This is a genomic window from Clostridium sp. UBA2485 (assembly GCF_002341865.1).
In the GTDB taxonomy this organism is placed as follows: domain Bacteria; phylum Bacillota; class Clostridia; order Clostridiales; family Clostridiaceae; genus Clostridium_J.
The window spans coordinates 1-22,744 of sequence record NZ_DDOV01000059.1 but is presented as its reverse complement, the minus strand read 5'-3'; the positions used below and the strand labels follow the sequence as shown (position 1 = coordinate 22,744).

Below are 22,744 nucleotides of genomic sequence, written 5' to 3'. Positions count from 1 at the left end.
ATCTATTTGAAGAAATTAATTTTACAAATTGATTTCAACCATAATTGTCAATTTTCCATTCTCAATTCTCCATTGATTAAACTGTTCCCCAGAGGTGAAAAAATAGGTAGCTACATTAATGTAGTTACCTCTTTTTATAGCTTAATTAAGCTGCATATTCACTTTTCTTTTTCTTGTTAAATAAGAACATTGCTATTCCTAATAATGATACTAATGAGCCTAGAGATATAAAATCTTCACTACCAAACTCTAGACCGGTTTGTGGTAATTTTTCTTCTTCAGAATTATTATTAGTTGAACTTGGTTTGCCTTCCGGATTAGTTACTTCGCTATCCTTGTTATCAGGCAGCTCTGGTGCTAAATGTTTAATATCATCCCAAGTTACACTTCTAACATTTGGAGTTCTTCCATCTTCAGAAGTTGGAATGTCAATTTTACCTTCATTTATAAGTTTAACCGCAGCATCTCTTTTTGCTTTATCAAAATTATATCCTGTAAGTTTCCAGTTATTATCTAGCGTCGGAGTTATAACTCCATTCTTATCTTTTACAATATATTCTCTAATAAAGTCCCTTACTGCTGATAATTGCTCATTTGTGGAGTCGTAAACAACTTCTACATTTTCACCTTTAAATATACCAGAGTCACTATTTAAAAGTGTTGTATTAGCTCTATAGTTATTAACAGTTAAATAAATTATATCCCCACCTTTCACAGCTGTTCCATCATTATAAGTTAATTTTTCTATTCTTGAACCTTCGGGTTTGGATATATTTATTTCATATTTAACTCCACCAAACATATCATAATTGTACATTCTTATTTTCTCATTAAAAGAAATTGTTAAATCTCCTTCTTTAAAAGTGTTATAATATTTTGCTGACCACTCCATATATTTCTTTAATTGATTTCCATTAATTTTTAAAGTTATCAATGTATTATCATATTTATAAATCTTTGAAGTATCTGCCTTTTTGATTTTTCCTTCTTTTGCATTAGCCTTTGAGTCAAAAATTGCGGCAGCGGAAACATGATGTGCTCCATTTGGAACATTTTTCTTTCCATAATGCATTTGAACTTCTAAAATTAAATCTAATAATGGAGTATCTCTTAATTGAGCCTCAGTAATTCCCTTTACTTCATTAGCTGGTGCTAAATCTCCACCCTTAAGCTCTCCTATTATTATATTAGCATCTGCTAAAGCTTTTTCATGTTGTGGAGCTAATTTTGATTTTAAAGCTTCATCTTCCTTATAAGTTTTAACTTCTACTAAATCTGACTTAATATCTGTACTTCTATTTTTAATTACATACTTTCCGTCTGAATTTTTAGTTAATTTTATATCTACTTTAGAAACAAATTCCCCATATTTACCTGGCTCTGTTATAAGTACGCCATTTACAACTTCCCCTTTTATAGTTGAATGGGCATGTCCACAGATTATTGCTGCAATCTCTGGACATGCTTCTGCTATTTCTGAAGCACTATCCCCTAATCCATACTCTGTGTCTTTTCCCATATGAACAGTAGCAATTATAATATCAGCTTTTTTATTATCTTGAATTTCTTTAACTGCTTTTTTTGTTTCCTCTACAGGATTGGTGACTTTATATCCTTCAAGATTAGGTCCATCCCATTTAGTAATATGAGGTGAAACCATTCCTATATTAGCAACTTTTACTCCATTTATATCAACTATCTCATAAGCCTTTCCAAGAGGTTCTCCATTTGGTTTATATACGTTTCCACATAAAATAGAAGTGTTTGTAAATTGTGACATTATCTTTTCTAAGGTTGGTACTCCATAGTTAAACTCATGATTTCCTAGAGTCCATGTATCATATCCTATTTCATTCATGGCTAAAACCATTGGATGAATATCATCTTTTAAAAATAACTGTGATGAGTTATCCTGTACAGTGTCCCCTACATCTACAACCATTGTGTTAGGATTTTTTTCTTTAAGCTCTTTTCCTAAGGATGAAATTTGACTAAGGCTTCCCTTTGTATTTGCCTCATTCATAGCATATTCATAAGGTGCAAATCTTCCATGTAAGTCTGAAGTTCCTATTATTTGTATTTCTTTTGTTTCCTCATTAGCAAAAACTTCTTTTGTACTATGGAAAGACAACAAGGTAAATACCATAGTAAATACTACTAATAAGGATATAGGCTTTTTCATTTTAAAGAGCTTTAACACATTTCATTCCCCCTAATTAAGGCATATAAAAGAAAATAACTAGTCAAAGATAGTCTGTATATTTTGCATCAGACAAGGAGATAGGTTTTCATAATAGCCTAAGCTATCCTGGAGTTCTAACGACGCAGTATGACGAAAAATAAACGAGAATACTGGATAGTTATTTTTTGAATATGTCTAAATATTAAGATAAGCTATTTGAATTTTCTGTTAATATATTAAGAATAATAAGCACCTTGCTATATGAACAAGGTACTTATATATCAAATTATACTTTTTTATTAAGAAAGATTATGCTGCATCTTCTTCCTTATTTTTTCTATTTCTTACAAACATAGTTCCACCTAAAAGAGTAACTATAGTTCCTAGAGTTATAAATCCATTACTTCCAAAACCTGAACCAGTTTGTGGTAATATTTCTTTATCTTCTTTTGAATTATCTGGTTTAGTTTCTGGATTAAATCCAGGTTGAGTCTCTGGCTTTTTGCCTTCTATTAATAAGCCTTGAGCACTATAATCTATTTTTCCTTCTTTTTTCATAATTTCTACCATACCATCTCTGATTGGCTTACCTGTATCTAAAATGTTTTTACCACCTGAAAAATCAAATTCGTCTCCGCCTTCAGCCATAAAGTCATTAGTAACAACTTTATAATATTTGTCCATTTCTATTGGAGTACCATCTAATAATTCCATATGATTAATTCTTTCTCCTGATGGTTTTTCTTTGTCATAATAAGCTCTTACACCATAGAATTGAACCCATCCATATGTTTCATTAGCAATTCCATGTTCTAGATTTTTCTTAATATCAGAACCTTTTAAGTCCATGGTAACTAAAGTGTTATCAAAAGGCATAATTGTATACATACGTCCCATTGTTATTTCACCTTTAGGTAATGGTGCTCTTATTCCTCCACCATTCATAAGTCCAATTTGAGCATCAGCTGACATTGTCATATATTTAGCTGTAAGCTCTCCCAGTGGACTTAATCCTTCTTTTCTATCATGAGGTAAATCAACTAATAAATATGCAACTTTTTCATTTAATATAGGTGTTAACTCGTCAGTATATTTTCCTATTAAAGTTTTAACTTCTTCATTTTCTTTTAAATCTTTTCTTTCATATAATACGTCTACAGATGGTTCTATTGAAGATAATCTATTATCTTTATCAACTTTTATAGAAAGCTTACCTAAAGCTCTTCCATTATACATAGCTTGTACTATAGGAACATTATTAACTTTTCCTGAAACCTTTTGATGGGTATGTGAAGATATTATTCCATCTAAACCTTTAACATTGTTTGCAAGTTCTGCTGCTTCTCCAGTTATTGTTCCATCTTGGCTTTGAATACTTCCTATATGGGTTAATGCTATAACTACATCAGCCTTTTCTACATTTCTTAAATGATCTACCCAAATTTGTGCTGCTTCTGATGGGTCTTTAAATTCATAATTCTTAACGTTTTCAGGCTTTGTTTTAACTGCTGTCTCTGGAGTTGCAAGTCCTACAAAACCTATTTTTACTCCATCAATTTCTTGTACTGCATATGGTTCAGCCCATTCTACAGGCTTTCCTGTTCTTTTATCATAAACATTTGAAGCTAAAAACTTAAAATTTCCTTCTTGCTGCCATGAAATTAAATGCTCATCGCCCCAGTCGAACTCATGGTTTCCTAAAGCTGAATATTTAATTCCTATTGAATTAAATACATCTGTTACTGGTTTGCCATAAGTCAAGTTAGACATAGCACTTCCTTGAAAGGCATCTCCTGCACATACTACAATACTATTAGGATTAGCTTTTCTTGCTTCATCAATTGCTCCAGCAAGTTTTGCTGCTCCTACATTTTTTCCATTTTCCTCTAAAGATCCATGGAAATCATTGAAACTTAAGATATCAATTTGTTTATACTGTGAATTTACCTCTTCAGCATAAACTAGTTTAGCATTAAATTGAACTACCATTGAAAATACGAAGGTAAATGCAATTAATAGTGCCAATTTTGCCTTGTCTTTGAAAAATTTCTTCATATTAAATCCCCCTAAATTAAATGATATAATTTAATTATAGTATAATTTGTATTATGTTGGAATATAAAAAAAGCCTTTTTATTTTAAATTATTGTTAAATTGTTAATATTAACCATATAAATAAGCTTGTCATTACGGCAAGCTTATTTATCGATATATTTTAATATTCTTTAAGTTTAATTTTAATTTTATTAACTCTAATTGTTGTATTTTAGTTTATTTTTCTTTCTTCTTTTCTTTTAAAATTTCCATTAATTGAAAAGATAATGCAATTTCTTTAACAGGCGTTTGAATAGATGCTATTCTTTTTACATCAAAAGATGGTTCTCTCTCTTTAACCACTTTTAAAAATGCATCATATAAGTTCTCTCCATTACCTAGCTTTTCTTTAATTTCTTCACATTCTTCTATATCTAATCCTAAAGTTCCTTTATGTAGTATCATAATTTTCTCCTTTTCATATGCCTTATACAAATATATTACAATATTATACTATTTTATACTGTTTTAATGCAATTTAATCAATTGAGAAATAAAATTCCATAAATAAATTTTATTATATGATAATTTAGACAGCTCATAATGAGAATAAATTCCCAGGAAATAAACATTAAATATGTAACATATTAACTTATAATTAATATTATATGTAGTAGTAAACAATATTAGGAGAAGTATTATGTTATCAAGAGAGGCTATGTTTTCAAGAGAAGAATTTATACAAATGTCTTTACAATTAAATTTATTTTTTCTTAGGATTCAAAAGGAGCATTCAACTTTTTTAGAAGCCGGATTCACACAAAAAAATCCAGATAGAATTGAAGAAGCAGCTTATTTTAGAAGAAGTTTTGATCAACTACTATTAGAAGCCGTAAGACTATCAAAGAATGTCGTTCCTTCTGAGGTTATGCTCTCTGGAGAATTTTTCACAGAATTTACATTAGATGCTGAACTCTCTACTCAATTTTTCACTGGAATACCTATAAATACCAACATTACTAGGATCCAATTAGGGATGATTCCGGGTCCTGAGTCTGAAATCCCTGGTATTCTTGAAAATAGGGTTACCTTTTTAAATAAAAGAGCTATTTATTTAACTAATAACCTTATAGACTTTAAGAAAAAACTATTAGAAGATGTAGTTAATTGCAGAATATTTACTTTTAATTATCCATTACTTATTGACCACATATTAAGAGAAGCTGAGCTTTTTGTTACGTTATTAACAAGATTACAAAATAATCAATTTCTTCATTTAATGGATGAAATTGCAGAACAAGAAGTATTCTGGGATAGAATTATGGCAGAGCATTCACTATTCATTAGAGGATTATTGGATCCAACAGAGGAAACATTAATAGGTGTTTCCAACAATTTCGCAAAAGAATTTGAGAAGTTACTAGCAGAAGCTCAGAATGCAATGGAAGTTTGCGATACTCTTTCAAATTTAACAAAAGAAACTTTAACTTCAACAAGAAACATTAGAGATTTTAAAAGAGATGCTACTAAAGGTTTATTAGACTGCAAAATTCACGGTCTTATACTTCCTCTATTAGGAGACCATGTATTAAGAGAAGCAAATCATTTTCTTAGATTGTTACAAAGGTATAACAAAACATTAAAGTGCTAAAACCTTATAAATAATAATAACTTTTTAATATGCTCATATCTACAAACATAGTTTTATTAAATTGGTAGTAATTTTCTTTTAAAGATGATTACTACCAATTTTATTTAATACTTTGCCTTTGACTCACTTTAAACTGCTATTAAAATCTACTTAACAGTAATTCTTATATTTAAAATATTAAAGAAAATAATTATCCAAAGATATATCCTTAAAATAGTATGGTAAAAATACAGAATTATATTGACTAGTTATTTTTGAATATATCTTAATTTCTATATTTTAAATTGTGAAGTATATAATTCATAATAAAATCCTTTAGATTCTATTAAACTTTTATGATTTCCACGTTCTATTATTTCACCACTTTTAATTACTATTATTTTACTTGCTTCTTCTATAGTTTTTAATCTGTGAGCTATTATAAAGCTAGTTCTTCCTTTCATGAGATTGTTTAAACCTTCTTGTATTTGAAGCTCTGTTCTTGTATCTATGTTACTAGTAGCTTCATCAAGAACTAGTATATTTGGATTTGATAATATAGCTCTTGCAATGGAAATAAGCTGTCTTTGTCCTTGGCTTAGGTTTTCTCCTTGAGCTGCAACAACTGTATCATATTTATCTGGTAAGTAATCTATAAAAGAATGAGCATTAGCAAGTTTAGCAGCTTTAATAACCTCTTCATCAGTAGCTTCTAATCTTCCATATTTTATATTATCCTTTATTGTACCTGAAAAGAGAAAACTATCTTGAAGCACTACACCTATATTTTCTCGTAAAGAATCAATAGTGTAATTTTTAATATCTAAACCATCGATTTTTATTTCACCACTGTTTATATCATAAAAACGTGTTAAAAGATTTATTACAGTAGTTTTTCCAGAACCTGTTGGTCCTACTAACGCTATACTTTCCCCTGGTTTAGCATTGAGATTTATATTCTTCAACACCATTTTTTCTTCATTATAACCAAAAGATACATCATTAAAAACTACTTCTCCTTTTAAAGACTCTATATCTTTAGCATCATTATTATCCGCTATATCTGGAACTTCATCCATAATTTCAAATACTCTTTCTCCACCAGCTATAGCCGCCTGAATTGTGTTATACAATGTAGCTAGCTGATTAAGTGGCCTTGAAAATTGTCTTGAATAGTTTACAAAGGTAGCAATAACGCCTATGGTAGCTAGGTTCTTTAAAGTTAAAAATCCACCTACTGCAACAACTAAAGCAAAATCTAAATTGTTGACAAAATTCATAAGAGGATTCATTATACCAGAATATATTTCAGCTTTTAAGGAAGCTTCTTTAAGATTGTCATTATTAACGTTAAAATTGTCAAGGACTTCCTCTTCTTGACCAAATAAGGCTATTATTTCCTGACCTCCTATTGTCTCCTCTATAAAACCATTTAATTCTCCTAGTGTTTCTTGCCTCTCTATAAAAGCATCTTTTGTAAATTTACTTAACTTCCTAGTAATAAGAAATATTACTGGTATTATAATAAATGCTACTATTGCCATAATCCAATTTAAAGAAAGCATAGCAATAGTTACTCCNNTACTCCTATAACCGTTAAAACACTTGTTAAAAATTGAATTACACCTTGAGTTAAGGCATTATTTAAATTATCTATATCATTGGTTACATGACTCATTAGTTCGCCATGCGGATGATTATCAAAGAACCTTAAAGATAATGTTTGAAATTTTGAAAACAAATCTGCCCTTATATTTTTTATAGTTTTTTGAGAAATTATAACCATAATATAGGTTTGAAGCCAGGTCAATAGAGCGTTTGAAATATAAACTACTGCCATAATTCCAATCATTTTTAATGTTCCATTTAAATTTTTATTAATTATGTAATTATCAATAGTAACTCCTATCAAATATGATCCTAAAATCCCTAAAATTGATGTTATTATAATTAATAGAATAACCAATGTTAGTGCCTTTTTCTGTTTATTTAGATATGCCCAAATTCTTTTTAGAGTTCCTTTGGCATTCTTCGCCCTCTTCACCTGATCAAATCCACTTGAATTATTGGCCATATTAACTCGTCTATTATCACTCTTCATATGCTACCTCCTTTCCACCTTGAGAAAGGTATATTTCTTTATATACATTACAGTTTTTTAATAACTCATTATGAGTTCCCTGTCCTACAAGTTCTCCTTCATCTAATACAAGTATTCTTTCTGCATCAATAATTGAAGAAATTTTTAATGCAATTATAAATGTAGTTGTATCATTAAATTCTTTATCTAGTGCCTCTTGAATTATACCTTCCGATCTAGCATCCAAAGCACTAGTTGAATCATCTAAAATAAGTATTTTAGGCTTTCTTACTAAAGCCCTTGTAATAGCTAATCTTTGCTTTTGCCCACCTGAAANNAAAAGATTAGTTGCCATTTGAGTTAACTCATATTGAAATCCTTGCTCAAAAGTACTTAAAAATTCCATAGCACAAGCTGACTCTGCTGCCCTTCTCATTTCTTTTAGTGCTGCATCTTCCTTACCATATTTAATATTACTTTCTATAGTACCAGAAAATAATAGTGGCTTTTGTGTAGCCATACCAATAGCACTTCTAAGGGAAGAAATTGTTAAATCTCTTATATCCATACCGTCAATTAAAATTTTTCCTTCGTCTACATCATATAGCCTAGGAATAAGTTTAACTAAAGTAGATTTACCACTTCCTGTTGAACCTATAATACCAATTTTTTCTCCTCGATTAGCCTTAAAGCTAATATGCTTTAACACCATTTCTCCATCATCATTGTAACTGAAAGAAACGTCTTTAAATTCAACATCTCCATTAAAATTATCCATTTTTTTTGCATTTTCACTATCCATAATTTCTAGTTCAGTATCTAAAACATTCATAATCCTTTCTACTGAAGGTACAGATCTTGCTATATGAATAAATATCATAGCTATCATTGTTAATGCCATTAATAATTGAAGAAGATAATTTAAAAATGCTATAATTTGGCCAACTTGAATAGTTCCCTTATTTACATTAATAGCACCTAACCATAAGGCAACAACTATACCAAGATTCACTACTAGCATAATTACAGGAAGTAGTATAGATATAGATTGGACTGCAGCTGTATTCACCTTTGTCAAATCTTCATTGACCTTACCAAATTTATTTATTTCATACTCTTCTCTTACAAAAGCTTTTACAACTCTAACTCCCGACAAATTTTCTTGCATAGTTGTATTAACTTTATCTAAAGATTCCTGTACTTTTCTAAAAAGCATACTGGCTTTTTTACCTATGATAATTAATGCTATTACTAAGGCAGGAATAACTCCTAAAAGCACCGGTGAAAGCTGATAACTATTTATAAATACCATCACTATACTTCCAATAAAAAGTAATGGAGATCTTACCATAGTCCTAAGCATCATCATTATAGCCATTTGTACATTACTTACATCAGTAGTTAATATAGTTATTAATTTTCCACTTGAAAACTTATCAATATTTCCTCCTGAAAACCCTTGTATTTTTTCATATAAATCCTTTCTTAAGTCAGTAGAAGCATTTATTGCAGCTGTTGTAGAATATTTAATACAAAGTACACCACCAATAAGACCTATAATTGAAACTACTACCATAAGTATTCCCGACCTTATTACATAGTTAAAATCACTATTTGCTATTCCTACGTCTATGATATTTTGCATTATCTTAGGCTGGTATAAATCCATAATTACTTCTAATACCATAAATAATGGTCCAATAATAGCAAGAAATTTATATGGCTTTAAGTATTTAAGTATTCGTTTTGTATATGCCATACTCTTCTCCTTTCCTTACACAGTTAATTTAAATTATTTATATTCTTTGATTAATTTTTCTTATATATTCATAAATAACTCGCTATCTATGAATTTAAAAATATACTAAAATTATTTTCCATTATTTAAGTCGTGAATTAAATACCCCAATTAAAATACTTAAAAATAGTATTTATTTTATATAATATAATTCTTTCTCAACTTAACTAAATTTTTTATTCTTATTCAATAGTTTTTAATTATAAAATTGTAAAAAATAAAAAAAGCGTGACACTAGCCACGCTTTTTTTATTTCTCACAAATATTTCTTCCCATCAATACTCCCATAACTGAAGCCATCATTAATCCTCTAGTCCATCCACTTGAATCTCCCAAACAGTAAAGCCCCTTTATATTAGTTTCAAAATTTTCATCAATATTAATTTTATTACTATAAAACTTAATTTCCGGTCCATATAATAATGTTTCTCTACTTGCAAATCCTGGCACTACAGTATTCATAGCTTTAATAAAATTTAATATATTAGTCATAGTTCTATATGGCATTGCAGAAGTTAAATCTCCTGCTTCTGCATCTGGTAAGGTATGTTTAACATTTGATTGATATAGCTCATGTTCCCAAGTTCGCTTTCCATCCAATATGTCGCCATATCTTTGAACTAATATTCTACCATTACCTAACATATTAACTAATTCAGCTACCTTTTTACCATATTCTATAGGTTCATTAAAAGGTTCTGCAAAGTTATGTGAGCTTAATATGGCTAAATTTGTGTTTTCCGATTTTTTATCTTTATAAGAATGGCCATTAACTATAGCCAAATTATTATCATAGTTTTCTTGACTTACAAACCCTCCTGGATTTTGACAAAAAGTTCTAACCTTATCGTTAAAAGGTGCTGGATATCCTATAAGCTTAGATTCATAAAGTACATTATTTACACTTTCCATAACTTCATTTCTAAGCTCTACACGAACTCCAATATCTACAGTTCCAGCACAATGCTTAACTCCATGCTTAATACACATATCCTTAAGCCAATCGGCGCCTTTTCTTCCTGTTGCCATTATAACTTTATTACCTAAAACCATTTCTTCATTGGTTTTGTTTTTTGAATCCGTTAAAATTATGCCTTTAATTTCATCATTTTCAACAACTATATCTTTAACTAAGGTATCAAACCTTATCTCTACCCCTGAATCTAACAAGAAATTTTGTATCTTTAAATATATTTCCTGTGCTTTTTCTGTTCCCAAATGTCTTATTGGGCAGTCAACTAACTTTAACCCACCTTCTATGGCTTTTCTTCTTATTTCTTTAACTTCTTCAGTATTTCCTATACCTTCTACCTTTGTATCTGCACCAAATTCAAGATAAATACCATCAGTATAATCGATAAATTCTTGTGCCTTATCAGTTCCTATAAGAGTAGGCAAATCTCCTCCTACTTCATAACTTAAAGATAATTTTCCATCAGAAAAAGCGCCAGCTCCTGAAAATCCTGTAGTAATATGACAATATGGTTTACAAGAAACACATTCCTTTGTTTTTTCCTTAGGGCAATATCTTTTATCAATGCTTCTTCCTTTTTCAATCACTAAAATTTTTTTATTAGCTTTTTGCCTTACTAATTCTAGTGCTGCAAAAATTCCAGATGGACCTGCTCCTACTATTATTACATCGTACTTCAAAATAATCATCTCCCTTAAAGATTTTCTGTAGAATTCGTAATAATAATTCTTGCACTTATAGTATAGAACTATTTACGGTAGCTCGGTAGAAACATCTAGCCCATATCGCTAGACTTATATAAGTGAACATTATTATGCTTTTTTCATAAAAAGTTCCCTACATTACGAAAGTTTAATATATTTTTTATAAAAAATCAATAGATTTTATTCTTTTTCACATATTATTATATTAAGTTTTTTGATAAAAATTCTTATGGATATTTAATATTTTCACTAAATCATTTTTATCTACATAAATGTACTAGCTTAATATAATCCACAATTGTGAATTAATGATAAACTCAATCTTATAAAAATGTAAGAAATAATTACACTTTTGTAAGGTTAGAGTCATTTAATAAGATATTGTGTATGCTATACTTATATCATCAATTAATAGGAGGTGTTAAAATGAAAAAATTAATTCCAATTCTTATGGTTATATTGATAGTTCCTATGGTATTAACTGGCTGTAGTGATAGATATAATCCTTTTGCAAGTAAAACTTATTACTATGTAGTAATTGAAGGAGAAGGAACTCCACAAAAAGATGATAAAGGTGAGGTTATGGAAAGTAGAGAATATAAATTACCTGCATATGACAAGGAAGGTAAAGAAAAAATTATTACTTTCACAGGTATAAACCAACTTCGTGAAGGCGCTTTCTTAAAACTTACGTTAAAAGGTGAATCAGTAAAAACATATGAAGAAGTTCAAAAAGAAGACATTCCTAAAGATGCTATAGAAAAAATGAAAATAAACTAGCTATTATCCTTAATATAATAAGCTTTAAATTTATATAATTTTTAGGTTAACTTCTTATAAAACTGGTGTAAATATAATTTTATATTAGTTTATTACATAAACAAAGGTTATTTTAAAATAGTAACTTTATAAAGAATTTAGGAGGCATAAGATGAAAAAATTAATTCCAATTTTAATGGTTGTATTGATGATACCAGCAATCTTAACAGGATGTGATTCAAAATATAATCCATTTGTAAAAAAAGTACATTATTATGTAATAGTCCAAGGAGAAGGAACTCCACAAAAAGATGATAACGGTAAAGAAACTTCATCTAGAGGATATGAATTAACTGGATATGATAAAGACGGTAATGAAAAATCTGTTAAATTTTTAGGAATGAAACAGCTTCGTGAAGGTGCTTTCTTAAAAATAACTTTTAAGAAAGATGAAGCACTTTCATATGAAGAAGTACAAAAAGATGACATTCCTAAACTAGCTGCAGAAAAATTAGACATTAAATAATTGTATTAATATAAAAAATAAGTGATAAAGATTAATCTTTATCACTTATTTTTTTATATTTAAGTTAATCCTTTAATTAAAAAATATAATAGACTTCTAAAATATGAGAATACTGAGTAAGATTTGCCAGTGTCATTTATTAAAATGTCATATAAGCTTCATTTACATAATATACATAATGACCTTTAAGATGGACATATTGCTTTAGATTAACGGTACATAAAAAAATAAATATATTTATTTATCAAAAAAACAAAGAATTTTATCTTATGAAAACACAAAATTAAATTTAGATATATATACTGATTGTAGATACTATGATGAAGAAGAGATTATTTGGATAAAAGATATGTTAAAACATGTTACAGAAATACAAATGAAGATTTTAGTATTAAAGTTTATTAAGAACTATAGTTATATTGAAATTGCTGAAGATTTGAATATATGTAGACAAGCTATAAATAGAACTAAAATAGGGCTTTATTTTAAAAAAATATTAATTAGATAAGGAGTAAAATATGGAAGGTAAATTAATAGAATTAGCTTCTTCTCATGGTATATGGGCACTTTTAAGTGTAGCACTTATCTTTTATATACTAAAGATGCAAGAAAAAAGAGATTTAAAACAAGAAGAAAGAGAGCTTAAATATCAAGAAATAATCTCTAGTCTTACAGATAAGTTAAAATTAATTGAAGATGTAAAAAAAGATATAGAAGATATAAAATCTTATATTATTACTAAAAAGGAATAATATTAAAATATATTATTTTTAACTAGAACAGTCTACTAACATAAAGACTCTTCTAGACTTAATATCTTTTTATGTATTATTTTTATTTAGTTTAAAATAATCTTTATAATGAATATTTACACTTTTGCGAAAATTTCGTTTTTATTAGTTAATCTAATAAAAAATAAAATATGTGGGAGGTTTATTAAAATGAAAATTTTCGTAAGATATGGTCACGAAATTTTAGCAAATGGTAATAATACTTCAGCAGTTGGTTATTTAAATGAGTATACAGTAATAAGAGAATATGCACCTAAAGTTGTTAAATATCTACAGGATATGGGGCATACAGTAAAGGTCTTTAATCCTGATGAAAGAAAATATTCTAGTTCTAGTTCAGCACTTAGTGCAGGTGTTAATGAGGCTAATAGCTGGGGAGCAGATTTATTTATTAGCTGCCATGCTAATGCATATACTACTGATGTCGCTACTGGAAGTGAAGTTTGGTATTATACTGGCTCATCAGCAGCACAGAACTATGCAGCTAATATAAGTAGCGAAATTGCTTCTAGATTATCACTTTCAAATCGTGGAGCTAAAGCTTCTACTAGTTTATATGAATTATCTGCAACTAGTATGACTGCAATAATTATTGAACCTTTCTTTGTATCAACTTCTAAAGATTGCAACGCATACAAGAATGCAGGATCAGATAAACTTGCAAGAGCTATAGTTAAAGGATTGACTGGAAAAGAACCTTCTGGAGGGTCCACTGGTGGTGGGACAACCACCTACTATAGAGTTGTAGCTGGCTCATATAATGAAAAAGCTAATGCTGATAGAAGGGTTCAAGAATTAAAATCTGCTAGTATAAGTGACGTGTTTATAGATTACAATGATGGGTATTATAGAGTTATTGCCGGTTCATATACTGTTAGAGCTAATGCTGAAAGCAGAGTTCAACAATTAAAAGTCAAAGGTTTCGATTGTTTTATAGCTGTATATGAGCTTTAAAATTTAATGAAATGGCTGTTGAAAAATCAACAGCCATTTTTATTATAATTTAACATATTCTAGGCAGCATTATCGCCTCTAATTCTCTTACTATTCTTTTTCCACCAATTTTATTTTTTATATAAATTTTGTTTTCTTCTATGACTTCTCCTACAATTTCAGCTTTTGAATATTTTTCATAGGTTTTTAGCGTATCTATTACATTTTTAGAAATTTTATTTTCTACAATTATTATCATTACACCTTCACATGCTAAATAATAGGGATCTAATCCTATCATTTCATTTAAGCTTTTTACTTCTTCTCTTATTGGTATATTTTCTTCTATAACCTCTATACCCACCTTATATTTTTGTGATATTTCATTAAGACTTTGAGCAATCCCTCCTCTTGTAGGATCTTTTAAAAGTCTTATATAATTTTTATACTTATATAAAATTTCTACTAAATCATTTAACGGTGAAACATCACTTTTAATATCCCCTTCTATTTCTAATCCATATCTGCTCATAGCTATGTCAGTACCATGCTCACCAATAGTGGATGTTATTATTATCTTATCTCCTACTTTTATATCATCAATTATAGAATGTTTTATAAGTCCTATACCAGATGTATTTACGAAAATTCCCTCAACTTTTCCTCTTTCAACCACCTTAGTATCTCCTGTTACTATCTTAACTCCTGCTTTCTCTGAAGTTTCACTAATAGATTTTACTATTTTCCTTAAATCTTTTATAAAAAATCCATCTTCTATAATAAAACTTAAACTTAAAAATTTAGGTATTGAAAAGCTTGTTACTAAATCATTTACAGTACCACAAACTGCAAGCTTTCCAATATCACCGCCATTAAAAAACAGTGGCTTTACTACAAAAGAATCAGTAGTAAAAGCTATCTCATTGCAATTTATCATTAAGTTTGCTGAATCTCTATCCTTAAGTAAAGTTTCATTTTTAAATTCTTTATAAAAGATTTCTTTTATTAATGTTTGAGTATGCTTTCCACCTTCACCATGAATCAAACTTATTCTTTCCATAACAATTCTCCATTTATTCTAATATAACGATTATATCTTATTTACTATAGTTATAAGCTGAATGACATGCCCCTTCCATAGATACCATGCAAGGTCCTATAGGATTTTCCCTATTACATAGTTTCCTAAATAGTTCACATTTTTCCGGTGAAATTTTTCCCATAATTACATCTTTACATCTACAATCTAATACCTTAATATCTTCTTTTTCTTCCTTAATATTAAATCTGTTTTTACCATCAAAGTTTTTGTATTCTTCTCTTATTTGTAGGGTAGATTTAGGAATATGTCCTATCCCTCTCCACAATCCACTATCTAAATAAAATACATCTTCTAAAATTTTTTTACTTTTAATGTTTCCTTCTATTTTTACTACTGATTTATAGATATTATAAAAACCACAGTTTTTCATATATATATCTTTTAAAATATAGTATATTGATACTAAAATATGTTCATAAGAAAATCCAGCTATTATAGAAGGTATATTATAATTTGTAACTATCTTTTTAAATCCCTCTTCCCCCTGTACTATTGCTACATTTCCCGGTAATATAAGTCCATCTATAGATGATGAACTTAGTATTTTATCAAGTATAGGAGGCATAATTTTTAAAGAATTATAAAACCATAAATTTTTCAAATTATATTCCTTTGCTTTTTTTATTGTTGATGCTATTAGTGGTGAAGTAGTTTCAAATCCTACGCCAGCAAATAAAAATTCTTCCAAAGGACTTTTTAAACATAAGTCTATAACCTTGTCCATAGAATATATAACTTTTAAATTTAAGTTTCTTTCCTCAATAAGAGAACATACACTTCCTCTAACTTTTGCAATATCACCAAAAGTTATAATTGTAGTGCCATTTCTACCTATATCTATTACATTATCAATGAAGCAGGTAGAGGTTACACAAACAGGACATCCTGGTCCAGATATTAGGTTGATTTTTTCTGGTAATAACTGCTTTAATCCACTTTCATATATTAAATGAGTATGGGTTCCACAGACCTCCATTATATTTATTCTCTCTTTATCTATGCTTTTGCTAATCTTAGATATTTTACATAATATATTTTCATACTTCTTATCATTAATAGATATTTTCTTATTCTCTACATACTTCATCTATTACCTCGTCTAAGAAATCTTTATATTCACTATCTATTTTTTCAATACCAAAACCTCCATGAATTAGTACATAGTCACCAACTTTAGGAAGCTCTATAAAGTCTATATTAATCCACATTCTTATTCCTTTTACATCTACTAATGCCCTATTGTTTGTTATTTCTATTATTTCCCCTGCTATTGCTAAACACATGATATCTCCTTTACCTATGTAATATCTAATTATTTTTCCATGACTTAATCAGTTCATTTGAAGCTACTAATTGCCCTACTGATATTCCTCCATCATTAATTGGAACTTTTTCATTAAAATATACTTTAAATCCTTCAACCTTTAATTTGCTTACTAAGTTTTCTAATAGGTATCTATTTTCAAAAACTCCTCCACTTAGTACTACAGAGTTGAAATTAAATCTATCTCTTATTGTTTTAACTATATCTGTAGTAATGTTTATTAAGCTATTATGAAACTTAGTAGATATTACGCCCTTAGATACTCCCTTTATTTTATCTAAAACTATTTCTTCGATTATTGAAATAATATCTATATTAATAATTTCTTCCTCATAGAAATCCTTATATTTATAACTTTCAGTTATACCTTCTTTTATTATGTTCTCTAATTCTATAGCACCTTGTCCATCATAACTTACCATTTGTCTAACACCTAATATTGACGCCACTCCATCAAATAACCTTCCAATACTTGAAGTTTCAAAACAATTTATATTATTTTTTAAAGCTATATAGTGATTTTTAATAATACTTTCCACCTCACTATATGGTATAAATTCTTTTAAAAAACTCTTTATATTGTTTATTGCTTGCTCTCTTAAGTTTTTATCTTTTATTAATTCTATATAGCTTAAGGCAATCTTATAAATATTTTTAATAGAATTATCTCCACCTTGAATATTAATATATTTATAATGTGCCACTCTACTATATGCCTTCTTATCACCTATGAAAAACTCCCCACCCCATATTTTGCCATCATCTCCATATCCCATACCATCATAAATAACAGCAATTACTTTCTCATTTATATTGTGCTCAACTATGCAGCTTACCATATGAGCAAAATGATGTTGAATTTCTAATAGTTCTAAATTTTCATTTTTAAAATACTCCCTAATATTAAAATATGGATGTTTATCTATAGCTACAAATTTATTGTCATAATCTAATATATTTTTTATACTTTCAATACTATGAACATATTCTTCAAATACATTTAAATGCTTTAAATCTCCACAATATTTACCTAAAATTATTGTGTTATTGTTAGATAAAGAAAAGGTATTTTTCATTTCACTACCACTAGCTAAAATATTATAATTACCTATGTCATAATTTAAGTAATAAGGTGCATATCCTCTTCCTAATCTACTTATTAACAGCTTATTATCTAGAACTTTTACTACAGAATCATCTATTGGTATTTCTATTTTTCTGTCATTTACTAAAAAATAATCTGCTATTTCCTTTAAGTTCTCAATGGCTTGATTATTTTTATACTCTATAGAATTTCCACTAATATTTCCACTAGTCATAACTAATACTTCTAATCCATATTGAAAAATTAAGCTATGAAGTGGAGTATAAGGCAGCATTATACCTAATGAATTTATATTAGGAGAAATATACTTAGATAGTTTTTTATTATCTTTACTCTTAAGAAGTACAATTGGAGCTTCCTTCGATTTTAAGATTTCCTTTTCTTTTTCATTAATATATGCATAACTATAAGCAGCTTTTATGTCTTTTATCATTAATGCAAAAGGCTTGTGAGGCCTATTTTTTCTTCTTCTTAATTTTTTTACAGCCTCATCATTACTTCCATCACAGCATAACTGGAACCCACCTATTCCTTTTATAGCAACAATATTTCCATTTTCTATAAGCTTTGATACCTCACTAACAGGATCATCACAATTTATTTTATTATTTTTATTATCGAGTAATTCCAATGTGGGGCCACAATTTCTACAACAAAGCGTTTGAGCATGAAACCTTCTCTCACTAGGATTTTTATACATAGTTTTACATTCATTACAAAATTGAAATTCTTTCATAGTAGTACTTTCTCTATCATAAGGAATAGCCTTTATAATTGAATATCTTGGTCCACAGTTTGTACAACTAGTAAAGGGATATCTATACCACTTAGAATCCTTATCGTAAATATCTCTTATACAATCTTTGCAAATTCTAATATCCGGGAGTAAAAACTTGGAGTTTTCATTATTACTTTTACTACTTCTTATAGTAAAGTCTTTATAATAGTAAGGAGTTTCTTTTTTAGCTAAAACCTTTTTTATTTGTGATATTGGTGGCGGTGTTTTTATTATTTTAAGCAAACTATTTTTAATATCTTGTTTTTCTCCTTCTATATCAAGAATAAGAGATGAGCCTTCATTACTTACCCATCCCTTTAAATTAAAATTAATTGCAACATTGTAAACATAAGGCCTAAATCCAACTCCTTGAACTAATCCATATAATCTTACAATATATCTCACTATCAAATATTTTCATTCCCTTCAATATGTCTTGTTTCTGCTGTAAGTTCTAATATTTCCCCGTAAATAACTGTTGCATTACATCATTCATTTACTAATCCATCACATTTTTAATTATGTTCCTCATTAGAAATGAATTACGCATAAAATTTCCATAATCACAAAATTGTTATTATCTATTTTTATCATTAGATTTTCTAATAATTTTTTACCTATGAGTAAACAGTAATTTCTTTTAATACTTTGTTTTTTATAGCTTCAAATTTGTTTTTTAAAATTCTACTAAGTTCCATTCCAAAATTTATTTCTGAAGCTTCAATAGTTATAAGTAAGCCATCTATTTTAAATAAATCTGAACTACTTAGTACTTTTACTAAACTCATTTGATGAAGAGAATAAATCTTTTCATTATACTCTTTAATATTGTTTAAGCTTGACACACTAATGCTTCCTGGATTTTTTCCCATTAAACTTGAATCCACAATAATAATAAAATCTTCTTCATTTATTTCATTTAGAGTATAATCTATATCTGTTTCTCCTAGTACAATACTAAATCCTAATTGCTCCAGATCTTCTTTAAGACTTTCTACTATTTTTATTCCTATAGCATCATCCATCATTATTCTATTGCCTATAGCTATTACTTTTTTCATTACACCACCCTTATCTCAACTGTAGATGCATTTTTAGATACCACATGAGTAGCACAAGACACACAAGGATCAAAACTTCTTACTATTCTTCCAACTTCCACTGGATTGTTAAAATCTTGTATATGACTTCCTACAAGTGCCTCTTCTATTGCACCTCTTACACCTTTATCATCTTTAGGTGATAAATTCCATGTACTAGGTGTTATTATAGTGTATTTATCTATTTGCTTAGCTTCTATTCCTATAAAGTGAGCTAAAGTACCTCTTGTAGTATCTTGTAATCCATATCCAATTGCCTTCTCTGGTATAACAAAATTTTTCTTAGATGGAGCTTTTAATTCTACAATGTTTAGTAAACTTTCCATAGTCTCTGCCACTTTTTTAGCTTCAAGCACCCTAGCAACTAATCTACTCATTGTAGAGCTATCTTTTTTATAAACTCCTGATATATACATCCTAGCTAGTGGACCAACTTCCATAGGAACTCCTTCATATCTAGGAGCTTTAATCCATGTGTACCCTTCTTTTTTTTGTGAATCAGGTGTCCATCTCTCATCTTGAAAGGTAAAGGTTTCTTTTTCACCAACATACCAGCTTTTATAAATATTTTCTGTTATTTTATCTTTATCAATGTTCATTTCTTTACCATCCTTTAAAATTATCTTAGGCTTTACATAGGACATATCTCCATAGTCGTCAAATAATCCAAAGGACATAAAATTTCCTTGGCTAGCTCCAATTTTAAAATAATCTTCATAATATTTAGATATAGTTTCAATGTCTTCTACCATACGATTAGTTATAAAACTCTTCATTTCTGATAACATTGCTTTTGCTTCTAACAATTTCTCAGCATCTAATGTTACTGTAATTCCTCCTAAAAAAACTCCATGATTATGAGGTGCTTTTCCTCCTAATAATGCTAATAACTTATGGGCTCTTTTACTATATTCTGTGGATATAAAATAATCTTCTATTAATCTTTTTTGCCTGTCTTCTGGTATTCTAAAATCATCATGGTTCACTTCATAAAGTGGGTCTATATTAAAACCACTTACGTAATCTGGCAAGGTATACTGATAAAAATGCCTTAAGTGATTTTGTAAAAACTCACACCCATGCAGTATGTTTCTTATTATATTTTCATTTGGAGGTACTTCAACGTTAAAAGCCCTCTCTAATGCTCTTGCTGATCCTATTGAATGAGCAGTAGAACATATGCCGCATATTCTTTCTGTAAAATATATAGCATCTGATGGATTCCTTCCCTTTAACATTTTTTCAAATCCTCTAAAAAGCATTCCTTGGCTTTTAGCTTCAATTACCTTATTGTTCTCAATCTCTACCTCTATTTGTAAAAAACCACTTATTCTTGTCATAGGATTAATTACTACTTTTTTACCCAAGGTTCACCCTCCTATTCTATCCTTACAAAAGGCATCATTGCATCAGGGAATCCCTTTTGTGCACATCCAATACATGGTGTATCATTTCCTATAGGCCAATTTATTCTTTCATTCCATCTTCTAATAGGACAATCTACCTTTGTAATTGGTCCACGGCATCCTATTTTAAAATAGCATCCAGCCTCTCCTACAGAAGATGCAAAAATTTTTCTTTCAAAAAAAGATCTTCTCTCGCAATAATCATGAATTGTATTTCCGTAAAATATCTTAGGTCTATTAAGTTCATCTAATTCTGGTTCTCCATATAAAATAAGATGTGATATAGTTCCCATTAACCAATCAGGATGACAAGGACATCCAGGTAAATTTATAACTTTCTTATCAGAAAGAAATTCCCCTAAACTTATTGAATTTGATAAATTAGGCTTTGCTGCAGATATTCCTCCAAAAGACGCACAAGTTCCAACAGCTAAAATATATTTTGCTTTATTAGCTGCTTTTCGAACATCTTCCATAGCTGAAACTGGCTTGCCATTATAATAGCTTGTATAATTAAATGAACCATTATCCTTTGTAGCAATTGCACCATCTACTATTAATGTGAATTCCTCCATTAATGCCTCATTTAATATCCTTACTGCTTGCTCTCCCTGAGGCACCATAAGGCTATTTGAATATTTTAAATTTACAACTTCCTTTAAAAAATATATGGGATCTGGTGCATCTCCATTCAAAAATGAAATTACGTTTCCTGAGCAGCCAGTTGCTTCAATCCATATTAAATTCATTTTCTTTTGTTTATTTTTAGCGTTATCCACCATCTCTCTAACTCTATTCTTTATATTTTTATTAATTTTACATTCCGTCATGTTTAACTCCTTATTTTTGAAGTACTCCAACCTTATTTAATTTCTCAATAGTAGAGTTTTCTTTATGGCAATTTTTATATGCTTCACTAACATCATTTCCAGCCATAACTCCATAATGAGTTCCCCCACCCCAAGTGGCTTCATAACTTACATCATAAACTATTCCATCTACTGCAATATAGGCTGGTTTGCCTTTTGTTCCATCATATAGTTTTAGTTCTTCAATTGTAAAAACTTTATTTTCTCTATAATTTAGTGAATACGCTAAATAATCCATGCAATTCCATTGAAATAAACAAACATCTCTATTTATTTCTGTAAAATATAAGTACATATTTTTTATATATGTTTCTAAATTCATTAAAATCCCCTTCAAAACAAACTCTTACATATTAATATGATGTATTTTTTTGATATATGTAGGAAAATACTCATATATTAAATCAGTAGTACTTATAAATAAAATCTCTGAAAAACTTTGAAATAAATTTTCTATAAAAATAGCTTAACTCCTTAAAAATTAAGAATTAATAGTTGGGAATGTAAATTTCTTAAAATAAAATTTATTTTAAAAAACTCCAAGGACTTTGACAGTGGAGTTTTAACCATAATTCGTATCTTTCATTCTTAATTTTTAATTGAAGATAAAAAACTTGTTGTGAGAATTAAAATCATGTATAAGTTAAATT

The 22,744-nt window shown here is 28.7% G+C and carries 21 protein-coding genes and 1 riboswitch; of the genes, 6 read left to right on the top strand and 15 right to left on the bottom strand.

What is annotated here, in order from left to right; translation table 11 throughout:
* Nucleotides 1-145: 145 nt before the first annotated feature.
* From B3603_RS12600 to B3603_RS12590, 3 genes are all read right to left on the bottom strand, one after another.
* On the bottom strand, nucleotides 146-2,200 hold the full coding sequence (locus B3603_RS12600; protein WP_291565394.1) for a 5'-nucleotidase C-terminal domain-containing protein: 2,055 nt from the start codon (nucleotides 2,198-2,200) through the stop codon (nucleotides 146-148).
* 291 nt (nucleotides 2,201-2,491) lie between these two features.
* Nucleotides 2,492-4,237 carry a 5'-nucleotidase C-terminal domain-containing protein gene (locus B3603_RS12595; protein WP_291565392.1) on the bottom strand — a complete coding sequence of 582 codons (1,746 nt, stop codon included), beginning with the start codon at nucleotides 4,235-4,237 and terminating at the stop codon, nucleotides 2,492-2,494.
* A 216-nt stretch (nucleotides 4,238-4,453) separates the two neighbouring features.
* Nucleotides 4,454-4,681 carry a hypothetical protein gene (locus B3603_RS12590; protein WP_291565390.1) on the bottom strand — a complete coding sequence of 76 codons (228 nt, stop codon included), beginning with the start codon at nucleotides 4,679-4,681 and terminating at the stop codon, nucleotides 4,454-4,456.
* 235 nt (nucleotides 4,682-4,916) lie between these two features.
* Between B3603_RS12590 and B3603_RS12585 the strand changes: the two genes are divergently transcribed.
* On the top strand, nucleotides 4,917-5,867 hold the full coding sequence (locus B3603_RS12585) for a DUF2935 domain-containing protein (protein WP_291565388.1): 951 nt from the start codon (nucleotides 4,917-4,919) through the stop codon (nucleotides 5,865-5,867).
* 272 nt (nucleotides 5,868-6,139) lie between these two features.
* On the opposite strand, the gene B3603_RS12580 is transcribed toward B3603_RS12585, so the two are convergent.
* The 4 genes from B3603_RS12580 to B3603_RS12565 form a co-directional block, all read right to left on the bottom strand.
* Nucleotides 6,140-7,411: an ABC transporter ATP-binding protein gene (locus B3603_RS12580; protein ID WP_291565386.1), complete on the bottom strand. Its 1,272-nt coding sequence runs from the start codon at nucleotides 7,409-7,411 to the stop codon at nucleotides 6,140-6,142.
* 8 nt (nucleotides 7,412-7,419) lie between these two features.
* Nucleotides 7,420-7,947: an ABC transporter transmembrane domain-containing protein gene (locus B3603_RS12575; protein ID WP_291565385.1), complete on the bottom strand. Its 528-nt coding sequence runs from the start codon at nucleotides 7,945-7,947 to the stop codon at nucleotides 7,420-7,422.
* The gene (locus B3603_RS12570; protein WP_291565382.1) at nucleotides 7,937-9,685 is read right to left on the bottom strand and encodes an ABC transporter ATP-binding protein; all 1,749 of its coding nucleotides are present in this window, start codon (nucleotides 9,683-9,685) and stop codon (nucleotides 7,937-7,939) included. Before B3603_RS12570 ends, B3603_RS12575 begins: the two co-directional genes overlap by 11 nt.
* A gap of 288 nt (nucleotides 9,686-9,973) precedes the next feature.
* The gene (locus B3603_RS12565) at nucleotides 9,974-11,377 is read right to left on the bottom strand and encodes an NAD(P)/FAD-dependent oxidoreductase (protein WP_291565379.1); all 1,404 of its coding nucleotides are present in this window, start codon (nucleotides 11,375-11,377) and stop codon (nucleotides 9,974-9,976) included.
* A gap of 38 nt (nucleotides 11,378-11,415) precedes the next feature.
* A riboswitch (purine riboswitch) is annotated at nucleotides 11,416-11,519 on the bottom strand.
* Between the two features lie 308 nt (nucleotides 11,520-11,827).
* Between B3603_RS12565 and B3603_RS12560 the strand changes: the two genes are divergently transcribed.
* From B3603_RS12560 to B3603_RS12540, 5 genes are all read left to right on the top strand, one after another.
* Nucleotides 11,828-12,181 carry a YxeA family protein gene (locus tag B3603_RS12560; protein ID WP_291565377.1) on the top strand — a complete coding sequence of 118 codons (354 nt, stop codon included), beginning with the start codon at nucleotides 11,828-11,830 and terminating at the stop codon, nucleotides 12,179-12,181.
* A 151-nt stretch (nucleotides 12,182-12,332) separates the two neighbouring features.
* Nucleotides 12,333-12,686, top strand: coding sequence for a YxeA family protein (locus B3603_RS12555; protein WP_291565374.1), 354 nt, complete (start codon nucleotides 12,333-12,335; stop codon nucleotides 12,684-12,686).
* A gap of 349 nt (nucleotides 12,687-13,035) precedes the next feature.
* Nucleotides 13,036-13,194 carry a hypothetical protein gene (locus B3603_RS12550; RefSeq protein ID WP_291565371.1) on the top strand — a complete coding sequence of 53 codons (159 nt, stop codon included), beginning with the start codon at nucleotides 13,036-13,038 and terminating at the stop codon, nucleotides 13,192-13,194.
* Nucleotides 13,195-13,204: 10 nt separating this feature from the next.
* Entirely contained in the window at nucleotides 13,205-13,438 is a 234-nt protein-coding gene (locus B3603_RS12545; protein ID WP_291565369.1) for a BhlA/UviB family holin-like peptide, read from the top strand.
* A gap of 189 nt (nucleotides 13,439-13,627) precedes the next feature.
* Nucleotides 13,628-14,431, top strand: a complete 804-nt coding sequence (locus B3603_RS12540; protein ID WP_291565367.1) for an N-acetylmuramoyl-L-alanine amidase — start codon at nucleotides 13,628-13,630, stop codon at nucleotides 14,429-14,431.
* Between the two features lie 49 nt (nucleotides 14,432-14,480).
* Here the strand turns inward: B3603_RS12540 and hypE are convergent, their stop codons facing one another.
* The 8 genes from hypE to B3603_RS12500 form a co-directional block, all read right to left on the bottom strand.
* The gene (hypE, locus tag B3603_RS12535; RefSeq protein WP_291565365.1) at nucleotides 14,481-15,470 is read right to left on the bottom strand and encodes a hydrogenase expression/formation protein HypE; all 990 of its coding nucleotides are present in this window, start codon (nucleotides 15,468-15,470) and stop codon (nucleotides 14,481-14,483) included.
* A 37-nt stretch (nucleotides 15,471-15,507) separates the two neighbouring features.
* Nucleotides 15,508-16,599: a hydrogenase formation protein HypD gene (gene hypD, locus B3603_RS12530; protein ID WP_291565363.1), complete on the bottom strand. Its 1,092-nt coding sequence runs from the start codon at nucleotides 16,597-16,599 to the stop codon at nucleotides 15,508-15,510.
* Nucleotides 16,580-16,795: a HypC/HybG/HupF family hydrogenase formation chaperone gene (locus B3603_RS12525; protein WP_291565361.1), complete on the bottom strand. Its 216-nt coding sequence runs from the start codon at nucleotides 16,793-16,795 to the stop codon at nucleotides 16,580-16,582. The genes hypD and B3603_RS12525 overlap by 20 nt, the downstream gene beginning before the upstream one ends.
* A gap of 25 nt (nucleotides 16,796-16,820) precedes the next feature.
* Nucleotides 16,821-19,124, bottom strand: coding sequence for a carbamoyltransferase HypF (hypF, locus tag B3603_RS12520; RefSeq protein ID WP_291565358.1), 2,304 nt, complete (start codon nucleotides 19,122-19,124; stop codon nucleotides 16,821-16,823).
* 212 nt (nucleotides 19,125-19,336) lie between these two features.
* Nucleotides 19,337-19,780: a hydrogenase maturation protease gene (locus B3603_RS12515; RefSeq protein ID WP_291565357.1), complete on the bottom strand. Its 444-nt coding sequence runs from the start codon at nucleotides 19,778-19,780 to the stop codon at nucleotides 19,337-19,339.
* Nucleotides 19,780-21,186 (bottom strand): nickel-dependent hydrogenase large subunit, encoded by a 1,407-nt coding sequence (locus B3603_RS12510; protein ID WP_291565355.1) that lies wholly within the window; start codon nucleotides 21,184-21,186, stop codon nucleotides 19,780-19,782. Before B3603_RS12510 ends, B3603_RS12515 begins: the two co-directional genes overlap by 1 nt.
* An 11-nt stretch (nucleotides 21,187-21,197) precedes the next feature.
* Nucleotides 21,198-22,055: a hydrogenase small subunit gene (locus B3603_RS12505; RefSeq protein WP_291565353.1), complete on the bottom strand. Its 858-nt coding sequence runs from the start codon at nucleotides 22,053-22,055 to the stop codon at nucleotides 21,198-21,200.
* Nucleotides 22,056-22,065: 10 nt separating this feature from the next.
* A complete protein-coding gene (locus B3603_RS12500) occupies nucleotides 22,066-22,416 on the bottom strand; it encodes a cytochrome b5 domain-containing protein (protein WP_291565351.1) in 351 nt (116 codons plus the stop codon).
* Between the last annotated feature and the right edge of the window lie 328 nt (nucleotides 22,417-22,744).

Excerpts from the sequence above, each read along its gene's own strand:
- B3603_RS12595 (WP_291565392.1), bottom strand. The coding sequence starts at position 4,237 with ATGAAGAAATTTTTCAAAGACAAGGCAAAATTGGCACTATTAATTGCA.
- B3603_RS12590 (WP_291565390.1), bottom strand. The coding sequence starts at position 4,681 with ATGATACTACATAAAGGAACTTTAGGATTAGATATAGAAGAATGTGAA.
- B3603_RS12585 (WP_291565388.1), top strand. The coding sequence starts at position 4,917 with ATGTTATCAAGAGAGGCTATGTTTTCAAGAGAAGAATTTATACAAATG.
- B3603_RS12580 (WP_291565386.1), bottom strand. The coding sequence starts at position 7,411 with ATGCTTTCTTTAAATTGGATTATGGCAATAGTAGCATTTATTATAATA.
- B3603_RS12560 (WP_291565377.1), top strand. The coding sequence starts at position 11,828 with ATGAAAAAATTAATTCCAATTCTTATGGTTATATTGATAGTTCCTATG.
- B3603_RS12555 (WP_291565374.1), top strand. The coding sequence starts at position 12,333 with ATGAAAAAATTAATTCCAATTTTAATGGTTGTATTGATGATACCAGCA.
- B3603_RS12550 (WP_291565371.1), top strand. The coding sequence starts at position 13,036 with ATGTTAAAACATGTTACAGAAATACAAATGAAGATTTTAGTATTAAAG.
- B3603_RS12545 (WP_291565369.1), top strand. The coding sequence starts at position 13,205 with ATGGAAGGTAAATTAATAGAATTAGCTTCTTCTCATGGTATATGGGCA.
- B3603_RS12540 (WP_291565367.1), top strand. The coding sequence starts at position 13,628 with ATGAAAATTTTCGTAAGATATGGTCACGAAATTTTAGCAAATGGTAAT.
- hypE (WP_291565365.1), bottom strand. The coding sequence starts at position 15,470 with ATGGAAAGAATAAGTTTGATTCATGGTGAAGGTGGAAAGCATACTCAA.
- hypD (WP_291565363.1), bottom strand. The coding sequence starts at position 16,599 with ATGAAGTATGTAGAGAATAAGAAAATATCTATTAATGATAAGAAGTAT.
- B3603_RS12525 (WP_291565361.1), bottom strand. The coding sequence starts at position 16,795 with ATGTGTTTAGCAATAGCAGGGGAAATAATAGAAATAACAAACAATAGG.
- B3603_RS12515 (WP_291565357.1), bottom strand. The coding sequence starts at position 19,780 with ATGAAAAAAGTAATAGCTATAGGCAATAGAATAATGATGGATGATGCT.
- B3603_RS12505 (WP_291565353.1), bottom strand. The coding sequence starts at position 22,055 with ATGACGGAATGTAAAATTAATAAAAATATAAAGAATAGAGTTAGAGAG.
- B3603_RS12500 (WP_291565351.1), bottom strand. The coding sequence starts at position 22,416 with ATGAATTTAGAAACATATATAAAAAATATGTACTTATATTTTACAGAA.